General features: G+C 59.9%; 21 protein-coding genes. 14 read left to right on the top strand and 7 right to left on the bottom strand.

Annotated elements, in window-relative coordinates; translation table 11 throughout:
* The first annotated feature begins 150 nt into the window (after positions 1–150).
* From repA to B5P46_RS33900, 9 genes are all read left to right on the top strand, one after another.
* Positions 151–1344 (top strand): plasmid partitioning protein RepA, encoded by a 1194-nt coding sequence (gene repA, locus B5P46_RS33860; RefSeq protein ID WP_129422528.1) that lies wholly within the window; start codon positions 151–153, stop codon positions 1342–1344.
* Positions 1345–1348: 4 nt separating this feature from the next.
* Complete coding sequence (gene repB / locus B5P46_RS33865) at positions 1349–2350, top strand: plasmid partitioning protein RepB (RefSeq protein WP_129422529.1); 1002 nt, start codon at positions 1349–1351, stop codon at positions 2348–2350.
* 154 nt (positions 2351–2504) lie between these two features.
* Positions 2505–3809: a plasmid replication protein RepC gene (gene repC, locus B5P46_RS33870; RefSeq protein ID WP_129422530.1), complete on the top strand. Its 1305-nt coding sequence runs from the start codon at positions 2505–2507 to the stop codon at positions 3807–3809.
* A gap of 109 nt (positions 3810–3918) precedes the next feature.
* On the top strand, positions 3919–4803 hold the full coding sequence (locus B5P46_RS33875) for a dihydrodipicolinate synthase family protein (protein WP_129422531.1): 885 nt from the start codon (positions 3919–3921) through the stop codon (positions 4801–4803).
* 7 nt (positions 4804–4810) lie between these two features.
* The gene (locus tag B5P46_RS33880; RefSeq protein WP_206735447.1) at positions 4811–5488 is read left to right on the top strand and encodes a GntR family transcriptional regulator; all 678 of its coding nucleotides are present in this window, start codon (positions 4811–4813) and stop codon (positions 5486–5488) included.
* A 55-nt stretch (positions 5489–5543) separates the two neighbouring features.
* Positions 5544–6872 (top strand): ABC transporter substrate-binding protein, encoded by a 1329-nt coding sequence (locus B5P46_RS33885; RefSeq protein ID WP_129422533.1) that lies wholly within the window; start codon positions 5544–5546, stop codon positions 6870–6872.
* The gene (locus B5P46_RS33890; RefSeq protein WP_129422534.1) at positions 6872–7810 is read left to right on the top strand and encodes a carbohydrate ABC transporter permease; all 939 of its coding nucleotides are present in this window, start codon (positions 6872–6874) and stop codon (positions 7808–7810) included. Before B5P46_RS33885 ends, B5P46_RS33890 begins: the two co-directional genes overlap by 1 nt.
* Complete coding sequence (locus tag B5P46_RS33895; RefSeq protein ID WP_027664817.1) at positions 7810–8625, top strand: carbohydrate ABC transporter permease; 816 nt, start codon at positions 7810–7812, stop codon at positions 8623–8625. Before B5P46_RS33890 ends, B5P46_RS33895 begins: the two co-directional genes overlap by 1 nt.
* A gap of 18 nt (positions 8626–8643) precedes the next feature.
* The gene (locus tag B5P46_RS33900; protein WP_129422535.1) at positions 8644–9627 is read left to right on the top strand and encodes a sugar kinase; all 984 of its coding nucleotides are present in this window, start codon (positions 8644–8646) and stop codon (positions 9625–9627) included.
* A gap of 25 nt (positions 9628–9652) precedes the next feature.
* On the opposite strand, the gene B5P46_RS33905 is transcribed toward B5P46_RS33900, so the two are convergent.
* The 4 genes from B5P46_RS33905 to B5P46_RS33920 all read right to left on the bottom strand — a co-directional run bounded on the left by B5P46_RS33905 (position 9653) and on the right by B5P46_RS33920 (position 13245).
* Positions 9653–10498 carry a carbohydrate ABC transporter permease gene (locus B5P46_RS33905; protein WP_129422536.1) on the bottom strand — a complete coding sequence of 282 codons (846 nt, stop codon included), beginning with the start codon at positions 10496–10498 and terminating at the stop codon, positions 9653–9655.
* A gap of 5 nt (positions 10499–10503) precedes the next feature.
* Positions 10504–11442 carry a carbohydrate ABC transporter permease gene (locus B5P46_RS33910; RefSeq protein WP_129422537.1) on the bottom strand — a complete coding sequence of 313 codons (939 nt, stop codon included), beginning with the start codon at positions 11440–11442 and terminating at the stop codon, positions 10504–10506.
* Positions 11443–11530: 88 nt separating this feature from the next.
* Positions 11531–12778, bottom strand: coding sequence for an ABC transporter substrate-binding protein (locus tag B5P46_RS33915; RefSeq protein WP_129422538.1), 1248 nt, complete (start codon positions 12776–12778; stop codon positions 11531–11533).
* Between the two features lie 143 nt (positions 12779–12921).
* The gene (locus B5P46_RS33920) at positions 12922–13245 is read right to left on the bottom strand and encodes a hypothetical protein (RefSeq protein ID WP_129422539.1); all 324 of its coding nucleotides are present in this window, start codon (positions 13243–13245) and stop codon (positions 12922–12924) included.
* Between the two features lie 33 nt (positions 13246–13278).
* Here B5P46_RS33920 and B5P46_RS33925 point away from each other — a divergent pair, with 33 nt between their 5' ends.
* A complete protein-coding gene (locus B5P46_RS33925) occupies positions 13279–14313 on the top strand; it encodes a LacI family DNA-binding transcriptional regulator (RefSeq protein WP_129422540.1) in 1035 nt (344 codons plus the stop codon).
* 19 nt (positions 14314–14332) lie between these two features.
* On the opposite strand, the gene B5P46_RS33930 is transcribed toward B5P46_RS33925, so the two are convergent.
* Together B5P46_RS33930 and B5P46_RS33935 are read right to left on the bottom strand one after the other, a co-directional pair.
* Positions 14333–15268 (bottom strand): alpha/beta hydrolase, encoded by a 936-nt coding sequence (locus B5P46_RS33930; RefSeq protein ID WP_129422541.1) that lies wholly within the window; start codon positions 15266–15268, stop codon positions 14333–14335.
* Complete coding sequence (locus B5P46_RS33935; protein ID WP_129422542.1) at positions 15265–16413, bottom strand: Gfo/Idh/MocA family protein; 1149 nt, start codon at positions 16411–16413, stop codon at positions 15265–15267. Before B5P46_RS33935 ends, B5P46_RS33930 begins: the two co-directional genes overlap by 4 nt.
* A gap of 284 nt (positions 16414–16697) precedes the next feature.
* Between B5P46_RS33935 and B5P46_RS33940 the strand changes: the two genes are divergently transcribed.
* Positions 16698–17516, top strand: coding sequence for a sugar phosphate isomerase/epimerase family protein (locus B5P46_RS33940; protein WP_129422543.1), 819 nt, complete (start codon positions 16698–16700; stop codon positions 17514–17516).
* Between the two features lie 92 nt (positions 17517–17608).
* Here the strand turns inward: B5P46_RS33940 and B5P46_RS33945 are convergent, their stop codons facing one another.
* Positions 17609–18370, bottom strand: coding sequence for a DeoR/GlpR family DNA-binding transcription regulator (locus B5P46_RS33945; protein ID WP_003550157.1), 762 nt, complete (start codon positions 18368–18370; stop codon positions 17609–17611).
* A gap of 243 nt (positions 18371–18613) precedes the next feature.
* On the opposite strand from B5P46_RS33945, the gene B5P46_RS33950 reads away from it, so the two are divergent.
* From B5P46_RS33950 to B5P46_RS33960, 3 genes are all read left to right on the top strand, one after another.
* Positions 18614–19414, top strand: a complete 801-nt coding sequence (locus tag B5P46_RS33950) for a class I fructose-bisphosphate aldolase (protein WP_128461455.1) — start codon at positions 18614–18616, stop codon at positions 19412–19414.
* 3 nt (positions 19415–19417) lie between these two features.
* Entirely contained in the window at positions 19418–20359 is a 942-nt protein-coding gene (locus tag B5P46_RS33955) for a PfkB family carbohydrate kinase (RefSeq protein WP_129422544.1), read from the top strand.
* Between the two features lie 340 nt (positions 20360–20699).
* A complete protein-coding gene (locus tag B5P46_RS33960) occupies positions 20700–21845 on the top strand; it encodes an ABC transporter ATP-binding protein (protein ID WP_129422545.1) in 1146 nt (381 codons plus the stop codon).
* The last annotated feature ends 15 nt before the right edge of the window (positions 21846–21860 follow it).

Here is a 21860-nt window from a genome sequence, read left to right on the forward strand (position 1 = left end):
GAAATCTGGCTCATGTCGCCAGCCGTCTCGATAGGCTGAAACGGACGGTTTGGTTAAGCATTTGTAAATTGGTAACGAATCGAGGCATATAGTAACTGCGCAACTGAAGCGCTTTCGTTCAAAATTGCGCAGTTACCTGGGAAAAAGATCATGCAGCCGAGTCTTGCTCTTCAAGACGATCAAGAGCACCTCCCATCGCTTCTGGCAACAGATGCGAAGGAGTTATCCTATCAACTTCAGCAGCATCAGGCAAAAATCTTTCCCCCGCTCTCGCAAAAGACCATCAGAACATTTTCGCCGGCGGAAGCTGCTGCCTTCATCGGCATCGGCGAAGGTTATCTCCGCCAGGTGGCCGCCGACGGCCATGGGCCGGATCCTCTCGCAAACGGACGGCGGCTTTACAGTGCAACCGATATGGATCGAATTCGCCGGGTCCTCGACGAGCGAAACGGAACGCCGAAATATGTGCCGGCCCGCAGGCCGGGCGAAAAACTCCAGATCATCTCGGTCATGAATTTCAAGGGTGGCTCGGGCAAGACGACCACCGCGGCCCATCTGGCGCAGTTCATGGCGCTCAGGGGCTACCGCGTGCTCGCCGTCGACCTCGATCCGCAGGCCTCCTTGTCCGCCTTGTTCGGGCATCAGCCGGAGTTCGATGTCGGAGAGGGCGAAACGATCTACGGTGCGATCCGATATGAGGAGCCGCGCCCCATCGCCGACATCGTGCGCGCCACCTACACGCCCAATCTGCATCTCATTCCGGGCAATCTCGAGCTGATGGAATTCGAGCACGAGACCCCAAAGGCGATGGCGTCGGGCACGGCGGAGACGATGTTCTTTGCCCGCATCGGCGAGGTCCTGACGGAGATCGAAAGCCTTTACGATGTCGTGGTCATCGACTGCCCGCCGCAGCTGGGATTCCTGACGATGTCGGCGCTCTGCGCGGCAACCTCGGTATTGATCACGGTCCACCCGCAAATGCTGGATGTCATGTCGATGTCGCAGTTTCTGACGATGACGAGTGAGCTGATGTCGGTCGTGGAAAAGGCCGGCGGGCGTACCAGCTATGACTGGATGCGCTATCTCGTGACGCGGTTCGAGCCGAACGACGGACCGCAAAGCCAGATGACCGGTTTCATGCGGGCGATCTTCGGCAATCGAATGCTCCGCAACGCCATGGTGAAGTCGACGGCGGTCGCCGACGCCGGCGTCACCAAACAGACACTCTACGAGGTCGAGCGGTCGCAGTTCACACGCGGAACCTACGATCGGGCACTGGAATCCCTCAACCTCGTGAACGGCGAGATCGAGGCGCATATTCGCTCGACCTGGGGGAGGAAATAGATAGATGGCGCGCAAAAACCTCATCGAAATTTCCGCTCCGAACCCGGCAAGGGCGGACGCGGTCGCGCCGCGCGACAATCGTCCGATCGCTGGATTCGTGCCGCAGGAGCGCAGTGCCGCGCCTGTCGGCGGCATTACCAAGACGCTCGGCAACATTACCGAGAAAATGGAGCGTGCGAGTGAACTGGAACGGCAGCTTGCCACCGGCCAGACTATCGTCGAACTCGATCCCGGCCTGATCGACGCTTCCTTCGTCAGCGATCGATTGGCGATCGATGCGGCCGAACTCGCGCAACTTGTCGAGCAGATCCGCGAGCATGGGCAGCAGGTTCCGATCCTTGTCCGCCCGCATCCCGAAACCAGGGGACGCTATCAGGTCGCCTACGGCCATCGGCGCCTGGCTGCCACCCGAGAAATCGGCATCCGGGTGCGCGCGGTCGTCCGCGATCTCACCGACGGTCAACTGGTCGTCAGCCAGGGACAGGAAAACAGCGCTCGAACCAATCTCTCCTACATCGAGCGCGCGCTCTTCGCATCGCGGCTCGAGGAACGCAGCTTTGGCCGCGATGTCATCATGGCGGCTCTCGGCGTGGACAAGGCGGCGCTGTCGAGAATGCTGATCGTCATACGACAGGTCCCCCTGGGGCTCGTCAACGCCATAGGTGCGGCACCTGATATCGGCCGCCGGCGATGGTTGGAACTGGGCGAGCGGCTTGAGAACGCCGACGTCGAAAAGATCATCGCGGAGTTGTCCGCGGACGACGCGCGCAAAATTTCGAGCGACGAGCGGTTTCAGCGGGCACTCGTTCTGGCAACGAAGAAGACGGCAGCGCCGAAGCCGGCGGTGGCCAAAACCCAGGTTAGTGGCGTGCCTGTCATGATCAAGAAGACAGCATCCGGTGCGACCTTTATCTTCGACGGCAAGACCGCGCCCGGTTTCGATCAATTCGTCCAGGAAAGGCTGAAAGGCCTGTTCCAGGAGTTCAACAAGGACAGAGGAGCGTAGCGCGCAAAAGAAAAAGGCCCCCAACGACGACGCCGTGGAAGCCCTTCTCAGATCTTAAGCACATCGAGAATCGCATTTCCCCGAATCACAGTCAAGCGTCTTAGGCGCCAAATTGGTGGATGGTTTTCTTTTGCCTGAACGAAGGTGAAGGCAAATGGAGAGTGGATATGTGACGACGCCCTTTGGGCGGCGGCCGATGTCGCTTGGCATGCTGGCAAGCCAGCAACTGGCCGAGACCATCGAGCCGGGAATGAAACGCAGCAAATGGAAGCTGTTCAGGGCGATCTGCGAAGCGCGGCCGGCGCTTGGCGTCACCGATCGGGCGTTGACGGTGCTCGACGCGCTTTTGACCTTTTACCCCGACGACGAAATCTCCGAGGAAAAGGGACTGATCGTCTTCCCGTCGAATGCGCAGCTTTCGTTGCGCGCTCGAGGCATGACGCCAGCCACCCTCAGGCGGCATCTTGCCGTGCTGGTCGAGGCCGGCCTGATCCTGCGCAAGGACAGCCCGAATGGCAAACGCTATGCGCGCCGCGACAGGGCAGGGGCCATCGGCGAGGCGTTCGGCTTCAGCGTCGCACCGCTTCTGGCCCGTGCTGTCGAAATCGAAAGCTTGGCTGCCCAGGCGGTTGCCAACCGGGAACTATTACGGGTGACCAGGGAACGCCTGACGCTGTGCCGGCGCGATATCTCCAAGCTGATAGCGGCAGCGCTCGAAGAAGGGGTTTCCGGTGATTGGGAAGACATTTCGGTGATGTTTCGAGCGCTTCTTGCCCGAATTCCACGCGTGGCGACCGCCGAAGACCTGGCACCGCTGCTCGACGAGATGGGGCTGCTGCGCGCCGATGTCGTCAACATGCTGGAAAGACGGATAAAAACAAAAAAAATAGACGCCAATGAGTCTCAAATTGAGCATCACAAACAGAATTCAAACCCCGACTCCACTTATGAACTTGAACCAAGCTTCGAGACGAAGCAGGGCGAAAAGGCAGCGGCCGATAAAGACCCGAACGCCGGGCCGTCGGACGAACGAAGATTGAAACAGCAAAAGCCGGCCGGCGGGATGAGCAACAGGGCGGGGGTCGCGGCCGATCCGGGCGCCGGACCAGGCCTGAAATCCTTCCCGCTCGGCCTCGTCCTCCAGGCCTGCCCCAGTATTCTCGATTACGGGCCTGGCGGAAGCATCGGCAATTGGCGAGATCTGATGTCGGCCGCCGTCGTCGTGCGTTCGATGCTCGGCGTCAGTCCCTCAGCCTATGAGGAAGCCTGCTCGGGCATGGGGCCGGAAAACGCCGCAACCGTGATCGCCTGCATTCTGGAAAGGGGAGGGCACATCAATTCGCCCGGCGGTTATCTCAGAGATCTGACCCGGAGGACCGAAAGGGGCGAATTTGCGATCGGCCCGATGCTGATGGCGCTCGTGCGGGCGAACGGGCCGACGGTGAGGCATGCCAGTTGATCGTGAGAAAGCGACTGCCTGGACATTCGTGTAGGCAGCGCGCAATCACCTCTTTACAGCTAACATGTTAGTTTGCTACATCTGATCCGTTGATTGGGAGGAAGCATATTTGACACAAAAATTCGGGCTCTCTGTTGCTCTTGCCACGCCGTTCGACAGCAATGGCGATATCGCGATCGAGGCGATGATCGAGCAGGCACGGCGGAGCCTCGCTGCCGGATGCTCGAGTGTGACCCTGTTCGGGACGACGGGTGAAGGTTCTTCCATCGGCACGCAGGAACGTGAGCGTGTTCTCGCTTCCATGCTCGATAGCGGAATAGCAGCAAAGCAGATCATCGTCGGCGTGCTGGTCGACGCGGCCGAGGATGCGGCGATGCAGGCCGGCCATGCGCTTTCCAAGGGAGCCCGCAATATCCTTCTTGCTCCTCCTTCCTATTTCAAGAACGTCAGTGACGATGGCGTCTTCCAGTGGTTTTCGGCCGTCTTCGCCATCCTCGGCGACAAGGCGCGAGACATTATCGTCTACAACATTCCCTCGCTCACCATGGTTCCGCTGACCGTATCGTTGATCGGCCGGCTGCGGACCGCCTTTCCCAATGTGGTTACGGGCGTCAAGGATTCCTCCGGCGACTGGCCTTTCACGGAAACACTATTGAAGGCGCATGGCGATCTCGTCATCCTGGTGGGGGACGAACGTCATCTGGCGAAGGGCGTGCGGCTTGGCGGCCAGGGTGCGATCTCCGGCATGGCGAATTTTGTGCCACGCGAGGTCAAGCTGATGGCGGAGGAAGGCATGGACGATTCCCGCATCGAGGATTTTGTGGAGGAACTGCTGAAATTTCCGGTGACTGCCGCCGTGAAAACCATGGTCACTCACGTGACGTCGGATGAAATCTGGCTTGCGGTTCGTCCGCCACTCGTCTCAATATCCGCGGAAGGGCAGGCGCAACTCTTTCTTGCCTTCGACACTCTTTTCCGCTCGAAAGCGGCATAGGGCGGACATGTTTCTGGGAGAGGCGATGGACGGACCGGACGAGCAGCCGACACTGCGGGAAAAGGCGTATGAGAGCTTCACACGCCACCTTCTTGCGCGTGACGTGCGCCCCGGCCAATTCGTTTCGCAGCGCCGCCTCGTCGAGTTGACGGGGCTGACGCTTGGCGCCATCCGCGAACTCATCCCGAGGCTCGAAGCCGAAGGGCTGATCAAGACGGTACCCCAGCGGGGGTTGCAGATCGCGCATATCGACCTCAACCTCATTCGCGAGGCATTCCAACTGCGTGTGTTCCTGGAGAAGGAAGCAGTCGCGCTTTTCACCCGCTCTGCGTCCGACGAGACGATCGCCAGGCTTTTGAAACAGCATCGGGATATCGCCGACGCCATTCGAAATGGGGATGGATCGCACGAATTGGAAGTGCATGCGCAGGCTGTCGATTGGGGCATGCATGACGCCTTTATCGATGCTTTGGGAAATACCATCATCTCGAACGCCTACAGAGTGAACTCGATCAAGATGCGCCTGATCAGTCAGGACCGTTTTCGCATCGATGGTCACGTCGGACCTGTCATGGTTGAGCACCTAAAGGTGCTCGAGGCGATCGACCGACGATCGGCGGAGGACGCCGTCAACAGCCTTGTCGCACACATCAATCATGCAAGAGATCGTGCGCTCAGGATATAATCGGAAATAAGCAGCCGGGGGTGAGGAGATCGCCGGCAAAAGGAGGAGGAATCACATGTCATCGTTTTTGAACCCGACGAGACGCGGCTTTCTGGCGGGTACGGCCGCTTTTGGCGCCAGCAGCATGCTCGGCGTGCGGTTGGCATCGGCTGCCGTCGATTGGAAGCGCTTTGCCGGCACGACCCTCGAAGTCAACCTGGTCAAGAGCCCGCGCAGCGAAATACTGCTGAAGTACCTGTCCGAATTCGAGGAACTCACCGGCATCAAGGTCAATGCCGAAGCGACGCCCGAACAACAGCAGCGTCAGAAGACGACCATCGAGCTGAGCTCCGGCAAGCCCAGCTTCGATGTCGTGCACATGAGCTACCACGTCCAGAAGCGGCAGTTCGAAAAGGGCGGCTGGCTTGCCGATATCGGCGGTTTTCTCAAGGACCCCTCACTGACCGACCCGTCTCTGGTTGAAAGCGACTTCGCCGAAGCCGGCCTGACTTTTGCCAAAGATCCGGGCGGCGTTCTGCGTTCGCTTCCATTCTCGGTCGACTACTGGATCATCTATTGGAACAAGGCGCTGTTCGAGAAGAAGGGGCTGGCCTACCCGACGACGTTCGAAGAACTCGCCAGCGCTGCGGAGGCGCTCACCGATCCTTCCACCAACACCTACGGCTTCGTCGCCCGCGGCCTGAAGAACGCCAATACGCCGGTGTGGACGTCGCTGCTGCTTGGCTATGGTTCGAGCCCGCTCGGCCCTGATGGCAAGCTGCGCACGACATCGCAAGAAGCGATCGATGCGGCCAAGCTTTACCAAAGACTGATGACCAAGACAGCCCCTCCCGGCGTCTCCGGCTTCAACTGGGCCGAGGCACAATCTGCCTTCCTGCAGGGCAAGATCGGCATGTGGCTGGATGGCGTCGGTTTTGCGCCGCCGATCGAGAATCCGGAAAAGTCGCGCGTCGTCGGCCAGGTCGGTTACGGCATCATGCCGAAAGGTCCGAAGGCACAGGCCGCAGGCACCTTCGGCGACGGGCTTGGCGTCGTCGCGGCAAGCCAGAAGAAAGAAGCCGGGTACCTCTTCTGCCAATGGGCGATTTCGCATGAAATGGGTGCACGTCTGCTGCAGGCCGGCGCCGGCGTTCCTTTCCGCCAGTCCGTTCTCGAGGATGCGAAGGTCCGCGAAGGCGTCAAGATGCCGGGCGCATGGCTTGATGCCGTCGTCGGTTCCGGCAAAATCTCGCAGCTCGCGCTTCCGGTCATTATACCGGTCACCGAGTTCCGCGACGTCTATGGTGTCGGTCTCACCAACATGATCGGCGGCGCCGATCCCGAAACCGAACTGAAGGCAGCGACGGCACAGTTTGAACCCGTCCTGGCGAAAAGCGAGGGATAATGGCCTCGACAAGCATCGAAACGGCGGCAGTGGCCAAGACGTCGAAAGGAAGGAGCAAACCGGATCGGTTTGCTCCCAACTACTGGCCTTTCGTTATCCCGGCGCTCATCGTCATTGCGGCCGTCATCGTTTTTCCATGGGTGTTTACGCTTTGGATGAGCGTCAACAGCTGGACGCTTGGCCAGTCCCAGGTCTTTGCGGGACTGGACAACTATGCCCGGCTGGTCGTGGACATGCGCTTCTGGGACTCGCTGTGGCATACGGTGCTCTATACGACGCTTTCCGTGGTGGTCCCCCTTTTCCTAGGGACGCTCGCCGCACTGATCTTCGATGCTCAATTTCCGTTGCGCGGTCTTATCCGTGGCATATTCGTGATGCCGATGATGGCTACACCCGTCGCCATCGCCCTCGTCTGGACGATGATGTACCATCCGCAGCTTGGCGTCCTCAACTATCTCCTCTCCTTCATCGGCATCGGCCCGCAGGAGTGGATCTATAATCAGAGCAGCGTCATCCCGTCGCTGGTGCTGGTCGAGACCTGGCAATGGACGCCGCTTATCATGCTGATCGTGCTCGGCGGTCTGGCGGCGGTTCCACGTGAGCCCTATGAAAGTGCTGAAATCGACGGAGCCAATGTCTGGCAGAAATTCCGCTATCTGACGCTGCCGATGATCGCGCCGTTCCTGATGATTGCCGTGATCATCCGCAGCATCGATGCGGTGAAAAGTTTCGACATCATCTATGCCATGACCCAAGGCGGTCCCGGCACGGCGTCGGAGACGATCAACATCTATCTCTACAACACCGCTTTCGCCTACTACGACATCGGCTATGGCTCGGCCATGGCGGTTGTCTTCTTCATCCTCATTGTCCTGCTTTCCTTCGTCCTTATGATGCTGCGGCAGCGGGTGAACTGGTCCGACGGGGGGGCACGCTGATGAAGCGCAAGACGCTCGATCGCATCGGACTGCTGTTTGTTGCCCTGGTGATGATCTCGCCGGTCGTCCTGTTCTTCCTCTGGATGATCTCGCTGTCGCTAAAATATGAGATCGACAACGGCGCCTACCCGCCGATCTTCATTCCAGAGCGCTTGGCCTGGTCGAACTATCTGAAGGTTTTCGAGGAGAACAATTTCTTCCTCTATCTTTGGAATTCGGTGCTGGTGACGGGTGCCGCCACGCTTCTGGCGCTGCTGATCGGCGTGCCGGCCGGATATGGCATCGCGCGGTTGAAGGCGGAGAAGTCCGCGATGGTCATCATGATCGCGCGCATGACGCCGGGCCTTTCCTTCCTGATCCCGCTCTTCCTGCTGTTTCAGTGGCTGAATCTGCTCGGCACGCTCCTGCCGCAGATCATCATCCATCTCGTCGTCACCGTGCCGATCGTCGTGTGGATCATGATCGGTTATTTCGAGACGACGCCGATGGAGCTGGAAGAGGCTGCAAGCATCGACGGCGCAACGCCCTGGCAGGTTTTCCGCCTGGTCGCCTTGCCGATCGCCAGGCCGGGCATCGTTGTCGCCTTCATTCTGTCGGTCATCTTCTCGTGGAACAACTTCGTCTTCGGCATCGTGCTCGCCAGCCGCGAGACGCGCACGCTTCCTGTCGCGGTCTATAACATGCTGTCTTTCGAACAGGTCAGTTGGGGCCCGCTCGCCGCAGCCGCATTGATCGTCACCTTGCCCGTGCTGATCTTGACGGTGTTTGCGCAACGGCAGATCGTGGCGGGTCTGACGGCCGGAGCCGTCAAGTAAGCGGGTGAGACAACGAACTTGACGACTTCTTCTGCCTTCGAACCGCCTCCCGGTCCGGCGCGCCGCGTTCTTTGTGTCGGCGCGGCGGTGATGGATACCCTGTTTCGGGTCCGCTCTCTGCCCACCGGCCAGGGCAAAATTCTGCCCTACGACATGCTGCAGATCGCCGAGGGCATGGCGTCGAGCGCCGCCTTTGCGGTCGCCCGGCTGGGCGGCAATGCCAGCCTCTGGGGCGCAGTCGGCAACGATGCCACCGGCGAACGCATCATTGCCGACCTCGGCAACAGCGGCATAGACACGAGCGGCATGCTGCGCGTGGACGGCGCCCGCTCGGCCGTCTCGACCATTCTCGTCGATGATCAGGGCGAGCGCCTGATTGTGCCTTTCTACGATGCGGGCCTGCACGAGACGGTCAAGCCGGTCACAAGAGAGGACGTTTCTTCTTTCGATGCGGTGCTGGTCGACGTCCGGTGGCCGAAGCTTGCGTTGCGGACGCTGTCTGCGGCCCGAGAGGCGGGCAAACCGGCCATTCTCGATGGCGATGTCGCAGGCGATGGCGTAATCGAGATGCTTGCACCGGTTGCGAGCCACATCGTCTTCTCGCAGCCGGCGGCCGAGCGGCTTGCCGGCGGAACGGCCGAGCTGGTGAAGGTCGTCGGCCTTCTGAAGCGAAAGTTCGAACATGCCTTCATCAGCGTCACCGCTGGCGAAAAGGGCTCTTTCTGGTTCGATGACCGAACCGGCGAAATCGTCCATCTTACCGCTCCGAAGGTGAGGGCGGTCGATACGCTCGCAGCCGGCGATATTTTTCATGGTGCTTTCGCGCTGGCTGTCGCAGAAGCCTTGCCGATCGAAGAGACGATGCGCGTGTCATCCACTGCAGCGGCTCTCAAATGCAAGGTGTTCGGCGGTCGTACCGGCGCGCCAACCAGGGCCGAGGTCGGCGCTGCCCTGCGGGATTGGGACGTCGGCGTTAGCCGCAGCACTCTGCTCCCGCTATGAGTTTCGAAACACGATCAGCGCTCCATCAGCTTTTGACTGAGCCGGCGGTCATGCCTGCCAGGAAGTAGCGTTGAGCAACCAGGTAAAGCACCAGAAGGGGAAGGGAACCGAGCACGCTCATCGCCATCATCTCGTTCCATTCGAAGGCGTGCTGGCCCATCAGAAGCTGGATGCCAATCGGAACCGTCCGGAGGTCCATCGATTTTGTCAGCGTCAGCGCGAAGAGGAATTCGTTCCAGGCCAGCAGGAAGGTGTAGACCGCGGTGGCGACGATCCCCGGGATGGAAACGGGAACGATGACGCGCCAAAGCGCCGTCCAGCTTGAACCGCCGTCGACAAGGACGGCCTCATCCAGCTCTTTCGGCAGGGTGTTCAGGTAGCCTGTCATCAGCAGGACGGCGTAAGGCAGAGTGAAGACCATGTAGGTGAGGATCAGCGCCAGATAGGTATCGAAGATCCTGAAGGCGACCACCATTCCGAAATAGGGGATGAGAAGGGTGATCGGCGGAACGGTCTGGGTGCTGATGATGAAGATGTTCAAGGTGTTCTTGAACCGGAACGAATAGCGGCTGAAGCCGTAGGCGGTTACGATCGCGACGACCAGGGTCAGGCCGGTGACGACGCCGGCGACGAAGTAACTGTTGATGAAGAAGCGCACTTTCACTGGATCGTTGAAAATCGTCAGATAGGCGGCCACCGTAAAATCATCCGGCAGCAGCCGTGGCGGAAGGGCGAAGATTTCGGTATTCGATTTCAGCGAACTGAAAAACATCCACACGATCGGAAAGGCCGAAAAGACGAGGCCGATCGCCAGGCCGAGATAGGTCAGGATGGTCGGCAATACCGAGCTCTTGAAGGAACGCTTTGCCATGGCGATCACCTGCGCTGCTGGTGTTTGATGTAGAAGTAGGTGACGCTCATCGAGATGATGAGGATGATCATTGCGCTCGCCGAAGCCAGCGAGAATTCATACTGCGAGAAGGCGAGTTTGTAAGTGAAGGTGGAGAGCACTTCCGTCGAATAGATCGGGCCGCCGCCCGTCGTCATCCATACGAGTGGAAAAACCTGCATCGTCCAGATGAAGTCGAGGAGCGCGATGCTGATGATGATCGGCATCAGCTGCGGAATGGTGATGTACCAGAACTTTTGGAATTCGTTCGCGCCATCGATACCGGCTGCCTCGTAAAGCTCCTTCGAAATGCCCTGGAGGCCGGCGAGCAGGCTGACCATGTAGAGCGGATAGCCTGCCCAGATGTTTGCGAAGGTCAAAGCGTGGATGGCGGTGCGCGTGGAGGAGAACCACTCGACCTTGAAGTTGATGATATGGAGCGCCATCAGCACGCTGTTGACGACGCCGTTCGGGTCAAGCAGCAGGCGCCAGATGATGGCGATAATGACGGCCGTGAACAGCCAGGGCAGGATGAAGAGCACGCGTAGGATGCTGCGAATGAGCGGATCGACGCGGTTGGTGTTCAACAGCAGCGCGAAGGCCAGGCCGATGATGAAGTGGAAGATGACGCTCATGATCGTGAAATAAAGCGTCTGCACGACCGACTGCCAGAAGACCGGATTCTCGAAGATGGTCATGTAATTCTGGACGCCCGCGAAGGCAGCGTCCTTTTTCATGATGGCGCCGTCCATCAGTGAATATTTGAAGACCATCACCATAGGAAATAGCATCAGCAGAACAAGCAGCAGGGTCGCCGGCGAAACGTAGAAATACGGCACCAGCTTCCTCAAGGTGCTGTAACGAAGCCATCCTTTTCTTCGCGCTTTGGCTTGCGCAGCGACCAGAGCCGTAGCCGAATGATTCATGAGCTGTGACTTTCTATTCTGCCGAAATTTGACGACTTGCACCGGCAGCGCCTGGTTGCGCCGCCGGTGATCCGTGAAAGCGACGTGCTTAGAACTTCGCCAGCCAAGCCTTCTCAGTGTTGGCAGCTGCCTCCTTGGCTGACTGCCCGCCGTCGAACATCTTCTGAACTTCGACGTTCATGTCGCGCATCAGCTCTTCGGCAACCGGAAGGCCGACGAATTCGTTCGCAGGATAACCGCTCTGGAAGATTTTGAAGGCTTCCGCGAAGATCGGGTCCGAGGCCACGAAGTCCGGCTTGGCATGGACGTTGCCGGGGAAGGCGTTGGCAATCGAGACGAGACGGCCGTTGACGTCAGGGCTCATCAGGTATTCGACCAGCTTCCAGGCTTCTTCCTTGTGCTGGCTGCCTTCGCTGATGCCGATGCCCCAGGAGGCATAGGGCATGCCGCGCTTGCCGGTGTAGCCGTCAGTGGCCGGCAAAGCGGAGATGCCGAAATTGAGCTTCGGATTACGCTCGCGGATGAGGTTCACATGGGCGAGGGAATCCACCATCATGCCGACGCGGCCATTGACGAATTCCTCGACCTTGTCCTGTTCCTTCTTGGCAAAAATGCCCGGAGAAATAACGCCTTCCTTGTTGAGGGAAGCGATATAGTCGAGCGTGCCGACGACGGCGTCATTTTCGAGGTCAGGCTTGCCGTCCTTCAGCATCGAGGCGCCGGAGGCCCAGACCCAGGACATGACGTCGTTCTGGATTCCGCTCGGAGACTGCAGCGATAGCGGCAGGACCCAGCCGTACTGGTTCTTCGAGGCGTCGGTCATTTTCTTCGCGGCTTCGGCAAATTCCGTGCGCGTGGCCGGCAGCTTGTCGACGCCGGCGGCCTTGGCGATATCGAGGTTCACGAAGACGGGGTAGACGAAGGATGCCAGCGGGAACATCACGCTCTTGCCATCGATCTTGACGATGTCGGTGATCTGGCTCTTGTCGTATTTCGCCTTCTCCATCAGTTCGTCCATGGAGGCGATTGCGCCCTGCTTGGAGAGCCCGTTTACCCAGGCACCATCGAGGCCCACCACGTCGCTCAGCGTTCCGGAGGCTGCGCCGACGACGATCTGGTCACGCGTTGTGGCATAGGGACCGCTGACCAGCGTCACCTTGATGCCTGGGTTTTTGGCTTCGAAATCGTTCATGATGCCGCGCAGAGCGCCCGACGGCATTTCGGGTTCCCACCATTGAATGAACTCGATGGTGGTGTCGGCAAATGCCGATGTGGCGCAGAGCGCCCATACCGCCACGGCAGCCCGCATCGTCACGCCGAATTTTCTGATATTCATTTGTGCCTCCCAAAGATTGTCCGTTAATCGATCCTCCTCAAGATCGTAGGCAAAGTAGGTTCCCTGAAGCCCCTATCTGTCAACGAAGAACTGCGATCAGGAAAAGATGGGGGGCCGGCATTCACCGCGCGTGTTGCGTTAAATCATTGATAAAAAATCATAAAATTGATTGACATCATCAGTGTTTTTCTGCAGCATTTGTATTGCTTGTGACGCATTTTTTCTTTACTTTCGTAAACAAATGAAAGTTTACCCAACAAAATGAAAAGCGTGGCACCCGGCTTCTTCATTGCAAATTTTCGAATTTTAGGTGCCGAAACAAGCGCCTTTTGAAACCACGCGGCGCAGACTGCACAAGTCGCAAATGGAGGGAATATTTCGATTTTCGAAAGGGAGGGCAGAGCCTGTACAAAAAGTGAGATTTGGCGCGTCGGCGGATCTGCCGTTGAGTGCGAAATCGTTCCCAATCAGTTGTCGTCGTCCCGCCAATAAGGAATTGAATGGCCAAGAAAAGTTATAAATCGATGGACGACTTCGCGAGCGCCTCCGGCGTGTCGCGTCCGACCTTGTCGAAATATTTCGATGATCCCTCGCAGATCAAGGAGGTGACCCGCAAGCGTATCGAGGCGGCTCTCAAGAAGTCGCATTTCGAGCCGAACCTTTTCGCGCGGCATCTCAATCGCAAGCGGACCAGGAATATCGGGATTCTGGTCCCGACCATGTCGGATCCCTTTTATGTGCAGGTCGTGTCGCTGATCGAGCTGGAGTTGCGCGAAAAGGGATTCTGGCCCGTCCAGATCTCGTCGCACACGCGGCCGGAGCTGGAGGCGGAGGCCGTGCGGACCTTGCTCTCGCTGAAGGTCGCGGGTGCGATCGTGGCGCCGCTCGGAGCCGGTTCGCGCCGTTCCGCGCTGGAAAGGCTGAGGGATGCCATCCCCGTCGTCTGCTTCGACAATCCTGCCGACGCAGACCTTCCGTATGTCGGCAACGACAACGCGCAAAGCATGGCAGCCATTGTGCAATATCTCTGCCGGTCCGGTGAGCCGCCGATTTTCCTGGAAATTCCGCATATGACCGAAAATGCCGGTGAGCGGCAGGCGGGTTACCTCGCGACGATGGCGAGGGAAGGGCATTCCCCGCTGGTCATCGATTGCGACGCACCACCTTCCTGGGAATTCGAGCGTCTCGGATACGAGCAGATGCAGAGAATTCTTGTGAATGGCGGTCTTCCGGGCAAAACGCTGCTATGCGCCAACGACCGCTTTGCTTTCGGCGCGATGGCAGCCGCGTTCGCTTCGGGACTGAAAATCGGCCGGAACGACGCTTGCGACGTGCGCATCGCTGGGCACGACGACCACCCGCTAAGCCGATATACCTGTCCGTCGTTGACGACGATGGCCCAGAACGCGCCCGAGATCGCGGCGAAATCCGTGGAGCTTTTGCTGGCACATATCGAAAGCGAGGACGATGGGACGACCCCTGTGACGAACAGGGTAATCCTCGAAGCGACGCTGGTCATGCGCGACTCGGCTTGAGACCGAGCGGATTCCCGCTTCAACGGGCAAGCGCAGGGTCCATGGCGCGCCATGCCGTTGCGATGGCTTCGAGGGCCTCTTGCCCCTCCGGTATGGCCCGTCTCTTCGACACGAAGCCATGGATCTGTCCGGGCCAGGTCCGGGTCGTTGCCTTCGCCTCGGTGCTGAGCCGCTCGGCATAAGCGGCCCCTTCGTCGAACAGCACGTCATGTCCGGCAAGGATCACGAGGGCCGGCGCCACGCCTCGCAGCGACGCTACGTTCAGCGGCGAGGCTCGCCAGTCCGACCGGCTCGCGGCGGCCGGCAGATAGTGGTCGCGGAACCATTTCATCGCGGCTGCCGTCAGGCCGAAACCCTCTTCGTAACGTGAGTAGCTGTCGGTTGTCTGCAACTGGTCGGTCACCGGATAGATCAGCACCTGTCCGATGACAGGCGGCACCTGTCCGTCCCGCGCCAGCAGGGCGACGACGGCGGCCAGATTACCGCCGGCGCTATCGCCGGCGACGACAACCCGCAAGGGATCGATGCCGAGCGCGTCAGCCTGCTCCGTCATCCAGACGAGTGCGGCGGCGCAGTCGTCAATGGCAGCGGGAAAGGGATGTTCCGGGGCGAGGCGATAGTCGGGCGAAACCACGACGGCGCCTGCCATATTGGCAAGCGTCCGGCAGATATCCTCATGGGTTTCCGGCGCTCCGATCACAAAGCCGCCGCCATGGAGATAAAGCAAGGCCGGTGCGCCCCGGCGCGGCGCGGTCCGTCCGCGCCATATCTTCAACCTGATTGCGCCCAGATGGCTTTCCACGATCTCGGCCACGTCTTCGAGCGGCCGCTGGATGTCTGCGAAACTATCCAGATATTGCTGCCGCGCCAGCGCCGGCGTGCAGTTTTCGACCGGCGTTTCCGGATCGCCAGGCCATGCAAGCGCGCGTTTGGCGGATTCATCCAGTTGTGTCATTTGAGCAAACTCCTCGCTTCGTCTTCCCGCAATTCCCTCGGCTGCGCGACAATACCCGAAATGGTCTGCGCGGCTCCGGTTTCGCCGGCACGCAGGATCGCTTCCATGACTTCGAGCACATGCAGCGCCAGATCGCCCGAAGCGCGGGGGTTACGGCCTTCGATGATTGCGCGTGCGAGATCGGCAAGACCAAGCATGCGATAGTTGGCACGATCAGGTGCTGCGATCGGCCAATTGACGGCACCGAAGAGTTCGCCTGATGTATCCGTTTCCTGCCAGGGCGCGCCGCGGCCGGAGAGCGCGACGGAGCCTCCGAAATTGTCGGGGTCGGGCAGGCGCAGCGAGCCTTCGGTCCCGTGGAGTTCGATGGGATGGTTGGAATGGCGGAAGACGTCCCAGGAGGTACCGAAGGTGACTGCAGCACCGCAATCGAATTCCAGCAGCGACAGCACGCTGGTCGGCGTGCCGACCTTGAATGTGGTGCCCTGCTTCGGTCCCTCCGCCGTGATGAGCCGCTCTTCCTGCCCGCTTGTGGCGACGGCCTGCACACGACGGATCGGCCCCATCAGATTGACCATCATCGTGAGATAATAAGGCCCCATATCCATGAGCGGGCCTGCGCCGGCCTGGTAATAAAAGCTGGGATCCGGATGCCAGTGCTCCATGCCGCGCCCCATCATGAAGGCTGTCCCGGTCACCGGCTTGCCGATGGCGCCGGCTTCCATCTGCCGCCGGGCATGGCGTCCGGCCGCGCCCAGGAACGTATCTGGCGCCGAGCCGAGCATGAGGCCCTTCGCGGTGGCCGCATCCACCAGCCGGCGTCCTTCCGCGGCCGTGACGCCGAGCGGCTTCTCCGTGAAGACATGCTTGCCTGCCGACAGCGCCCGCATCGAAACGTCAAAATGTGCAGTCGGGATCGTCAGATTGAGGATGAGGTCGATGTTCTTGTCGTCAATGAGGCTATCGACGTCAGCCGCACGCAGATCGAACTCCGCTGCGCGGCGCTTGGCGGCGTCTGCGTTGAGATCTGCACAGGCGATGATTTCGACGCCACGGAACAGCGGCGCGTTGCGCATATAGGCGAGCGAAATATTGCCGCATCCCACAACGCCGATCCTGAGTTTCATACCATTGGTCTGTGCCATCTAAGAACCTGATTTTACCGTTGCGGGTGCGAAGGGTTGAGGGGTGCGTTACATTTTAATCGCAAGGAATAAAATATATTGACGCACGGTAACATTTGACCGTACGTAATGGCAAGACGCTGGGGTCGCAATCCTCGCTGAAGAGCCCGCCGTTCCGGTCTTCGGCCGCGTCTCCAGGCGGAAGGGGCTTTCGGCAAGGCTGGCGAAGCCCCCGAGGATTGCCGCGCAGGGAAGCCGCCGGCTTCGGTATCGGCTGTCATCAACGAATAGGTCAGGACCGCGATATGAAAAATGCTGAGCTGCAGATCGGCTGCCAGACATTCACCTGGGAGATGCTGGGGAGAGATTGGGGCGGCAGCCCGGACGATCTGGTGCGCGCCATCGCTGATGGCGGATATGCCGGTATCGAAATCACCGACACGATGATCGGTCACTACGCGCTCGAGCCCACCGACTTTGCCCGTACTCTGACGGATGCCGGCTTGACGCTGGTCTCCTTTGCCTTCGGCTCCGCCAGTGGCTTCACGGTGGCGGAAAAAATTGCCTCCGATCTCGACACGGCGCGGCGATGGGTCGATTTTGCGGCGAACTTTCCCGGCGCGATGGTGTCGATGGGATCGGCGACGGTCGTCTCGGATGGTCCGCGCGATGAGAAATTCTCCATCGCGGCCGAGTGCTACAATCGTGCGACCGAAATCGGACAGTCGACTGGCGTCACGGTAGCTGTCCATCCTTCTTCGCACCACAATACGCTGCTCTTCACGCGGGACGACTATGATCGGCTGTTTGCTCTCTTGGATCCACAAGTGGGTTGGGTGCCGGATACCGGCCATATCCTGCGTGGCGGCCAGCAGATCGGCGATACGCTGGCGGCCCACCGGGACCGGATCCGCTACGTGCATCTGAAGGATGTCGACGCCGGCGGGATCTGGGCGATGCTGGGCGAAGGCGTCTGCGACGTGCCTGCCGTGATTTCGGCCGTTCGGGATGCGCCGAAGTTTATCGGCTGGATCGTCGTGGAAGAAGAATCGGACCACGCCGGAACCAATCCTGCAGCCGCCGTTCGCACGAACCGCGAGACGCTTCGACGTCTGGGGTTCTAGCTCATCTTGTTTTCCCCCGCGTCGGCCTAAGCCACTGGCCGGCGCCCAAGCTCCTCCCGGATCTCTTCTAAAGTGGAGAGGTGGACTGCAGGTCACGCGTAGCGAACCTCCACGCCCAGCTTGTCGAGCCTGTGGCGAATGCTGTGCGGCATGTTGCTGTCGGTGATGATCAGGTCGACGCGCGACAGCGAGAAGGCTTTGGAGGAAGCGCCGATGTCAAATTTACTCGAATCCGCCACGAGGACAACACGCCGGGCCATGCGAACCAGGTTGCGCTTGGTCCGCGCCACGTCCTCGGAAACGTCGACGACGTCGAAGGCCTGATCGATCGCGTGGGCGCCGACGAAGGCCTGGTGGGCGACGAGACCGCCGACCGCCTTGTCGGAATCCTGTACGATCGTGCTCACGGTGCTCGGAAACACGCGGCCGCCGATCATGTGCACGTCGAGCCCTGGCCGGTACATCAGATGCTGGGCGATGTTCATTGCCGTCGTCGCGACCACGACGTTGTTGACCGGTGGCATCTGCATGGCCACCTGCAGCAGGGTCGAACCGCTGTCGAAGACGATCGACTGGTTATCGATGATCTGTCGCGCAGCCATCTGGGCAATGCGTCGCTTTGCGTCGAAATTGCGCTGCATACGTTCCTCGAAGGCCGCTGCCGGCGAGTCGGACGGCAGGGCGATTGCCCCGCCATGTGTTTTGATCAGCTGCTTCTTAGCGTCCATAATTTCGAGATCGGAGCGGATTGTCACTTCCGAGACTTCGAAGAATTCCGCGAGTTGGCGGGTGCGTGCCTGCCCGACCCGTTGAAGTTCCAGCATGATCTGCTGCCGCCTCTGTTCTGCAAGCATATGTGATCCTGACTGCGGTAATTGCAACAACGCGACTTTTGAAAAACGAAAGCTCGCCGTCTCATTCCACGGCTACTGCTGCAGAAATAGCCGTCCGATGACAAAAATGCACGTCAAAAATTCACCAGTCACGCAAAAACGAAAGATATCGAAATATTGAATATTTGTTTGTTTTCGAGTTAGGGTTTCCCCAGCATCGGCGCCAGCAATCCCAATGCCGGCAATCACAAAGGAAGTATCGCCATGGGTCTCGGAACCAAAGTCCGCCTCGCACGCCTGTTCTCGAACCCATCGGGTCATTTGTTCGGAGGCGCCGTCGATCATTTTGTCGGTTATGGCAATGTGCGCGAGGGCGGGCTTGCCGATCTGCCGGGTGCGCTGAGACGCGTCATGGCGGGAGGCCCCGACTACATTAGCATCCAGCCTGGCGCGGCGCGCCACCTGTGGTCGGAATATGCCGGAAAGGCAGCGCTGGTCATTCAGGGTGGTTGCTTCACCGCCGACGATCGCATTCGTCAGCTCATTGCGACCCCGGAAGATGCGGTGCGTTATGGCGCGGACGCTCTGGCTGTCGCCATTCCCGTGCGCGGCGCCACCGAAGGAGAGTATATCCGCTGGCTCACCGATACGGTCAACGCCGCCGCCCGCTTCGAAATGCCGGTGGTCGCCCATGTCTATCCCCGCGATTTCTCCGACGGCGGCAAGATCGTGTTCACCCCGGATGAAATCGCTTACGCCGTGCGCATCGGCTTCGAGGCCGGCGTCGACGTGATCAAGGTCGGCTACACCGGCGATTTTGAGTCCTTCCGAGAGACCGTTGCGACCTGCCCGATCCCCGTCGTGATCGCCGGCGGCCCGAAGACCGATACGCTGCTCGGAGCGCTCGTCCAGACCTCGGAAGCATTGCGCGCTGGGGCCAAAGGAGCGGTCGTCGGTCGCAACCTTTGGGGTCACGGCGATACGACCATGGCCGCACGCGCCTTCAAATTCGTTATTCATAAGGGCATGACGCCGGAGGATGCGCTGGCGGCGGCAGGTGCTTGAGACATGTCGCGCCCTTTCCAGGTTCTGGGCTTCGGCGCCCTGGCAATCGATGACATCATCTATGTCGATCGGGGGCTGACGGCTGGAAAGGGGAAAGTGACGAAGCGCGCCACGGACCATGGCGGCAACGTGGCGACGGCCCTTGTTGCCGTCGCCCGGCTCGGCGGTCAGGCCGGCTTCATCGGCTGGCTCGGTGATGAGCCAACGGCCGACGTGGCGGGCAGCGAACTCGAGCGGGACGGCGTCGACATATCGCTGGCTCCCCGTCACGCTGATGCCGCGCCGATTCGCTCCGTGATCACGGTCGGTCCCGACGGCGACCGGTTCATCGCTTATGATGACGATGTGCTGCACGGCACGTCGGATGCGCTGCCCGATGACGTTCTGATGCAGGCCCCGGTACTGCTGATCGACGGCTATGCCACGCACTCCGAAAGTGTCGTGGCGCGTGCACGCGCCTTGGGCTTGGCCGTGATAGCCGATATCGAATGGACGGTCGGTGCCGCAACCGACCGGATCCTGGCTTTTGCCGATCATCTGGTGCTGCCGCTCGCCTTTGCGCAGGAGTACACCGGCGAAGATGATCCAACGATGATCCTGGACAAGCTCTGGTCCGGGGATCGATCCGCGGTTGTCCTGACTGACGGCGAACGAGGGACCTACCTCCGCCAGAAAGGCGATACCGTCAGGTGGCATGTGCCGGCCTATCAGGTTCAGGCGGTCGACACGACCGGTGCCGGTGATTGTTTTCACGGTGCCTACGCCCTTGCCCTCGCTAGGGGTAAGAGCCCGCTTGATTGCACTGCCTATGCCACAGCGGCGGCCGCCATCTCGGTGACCGCACGGGGAGGGCGCAGAGGCCTGCCAGATCACCAGACGTGCATGGCATGGATGGCGGCGGAGAATGCGCCCGCGCCGCTCTCGATTCCCGGATGTCAAGAATGAGCGCGGGCGGCGATGGGTGCTGGCTCCGGTCGACCGCCCCAACAGAGCCTCACGGGTCACGTGTCATTGAATCGCATTGAGCGATCTCCCAACGGCTGCAACTTCGACCATAAAAGTTACGCGCGGTAAAAAATATAATTCCGCATTTGATTTTTAATTTATCTCAAAAGATTTATATTTTTCAAATAGATATTAGAAACTGCTGGTGATCTGCGGCGAACTATCCTCGATTCTTTGGTTGACTCTGAAGCCCGGGCCTGAGCTTTCTTGTCGAAAGGATCGGAGACGTCGGGGAGCGCCGTTGGAAGATATGATCCGAACTGGTACGGGAGGACGAGACGTGGCTGTGGTTGTACTCGACAAAATCTGCAAGACCTATGGAAACAGCTACCATGCGATCAAGGATCTGAGCCTGACGATCCATGATGGCGAGTTTCTGATTCTCGTGGGGCCGTCCGGATGCGGAAAATCGACAGCTCTGCGCATGATTGCCGGGCTCGAGGAAATCAGCAGCGGAACCTTGAGTATCGGCGGTCAGGACGTCGTGGATCTCGCGCCCAAGGACCGCGACATCGCCATGGTCTTTCAGAGCTATGCGCTTTATCCGCACATGACCGTGTTCGACAACATCGCCTTTTCGATGAAGCTGGCCGGAAAGAACAAGGCCGAACGCACCAAGCGCGTGCACGAGATAGCCAAGATCCTGCAGCTGGAGCCCTTGCTGGGCAACAAGCCCGCGCAGCTCTCCGGCGGCCAGCGCCAGCGTGTTGCGATGGGCCGCGCCATGGTCCGCGAGCCTGCGGCATTCCTCATGGACGAACCGCTCTCGAACCTCGATGCGAAGCTGCGTGTTCAGATGCGGGCAGAGATCGCAAGCCTGCAGAGACAGCTGGGCGTGACGACGATCTATGTGACGCACGACCAGACCGAAGCGCTGACCATGGGCGATCGGGTCGCGGTGCTGAAGGGCGGCGTGCTTCAGCAGGTGGATACGCCCAAGGCTCTCTATCATCGCCCGGTCAATGCGTTTGTCGCGGGCTTTATCGGTTCGCCGTCGATGAACCTTTTCGAAGGGCGTCTGCAGGGCGGGCGGATCCATCTGTCGGGCTTCTCCATTCCCTTGTCCGACGGCGCCTTCGAGCGTGCTCCCGGTCTATCGGCTTTCGAGGGAAAGGCCGTGATCTTTGGGGTCAGGCCCGAGGACCTCTATGACAGCCGGTTGCCGTCCGGCGCCTCCCATCCGACGATCCCGGTTGTCGTGAAGTCGATCGAGGAGCTCGGCTCCGAGTTGATCGTGCATTTGAAGATCGACGCGGTCCGGATCGACTCGGGTGATCCCGATGCCGTCGAGGACCTGAGCGGGGCCGCCAACGCCGTCGCGCGGTTCGAAGCCGTCAGCGCGGTCGAGACAGGCCAATCGATCGATCTGGCCATTGACCCGGCGAAACTTCATTTTTTCAATCCTCAAACACATATGGCGCTGTGAAGTGACGAGGGAGAG

This window comes from Rhizobium leguminosarum (assembly GCF_004123835.1).
Classification (GTDB): Bacteria; Pseudomonadota; Alphaproteobacteria; order Rhizobiales; family Rhizobiaceae; genus Rhizobium; species Rhizobium leguminosarum_M.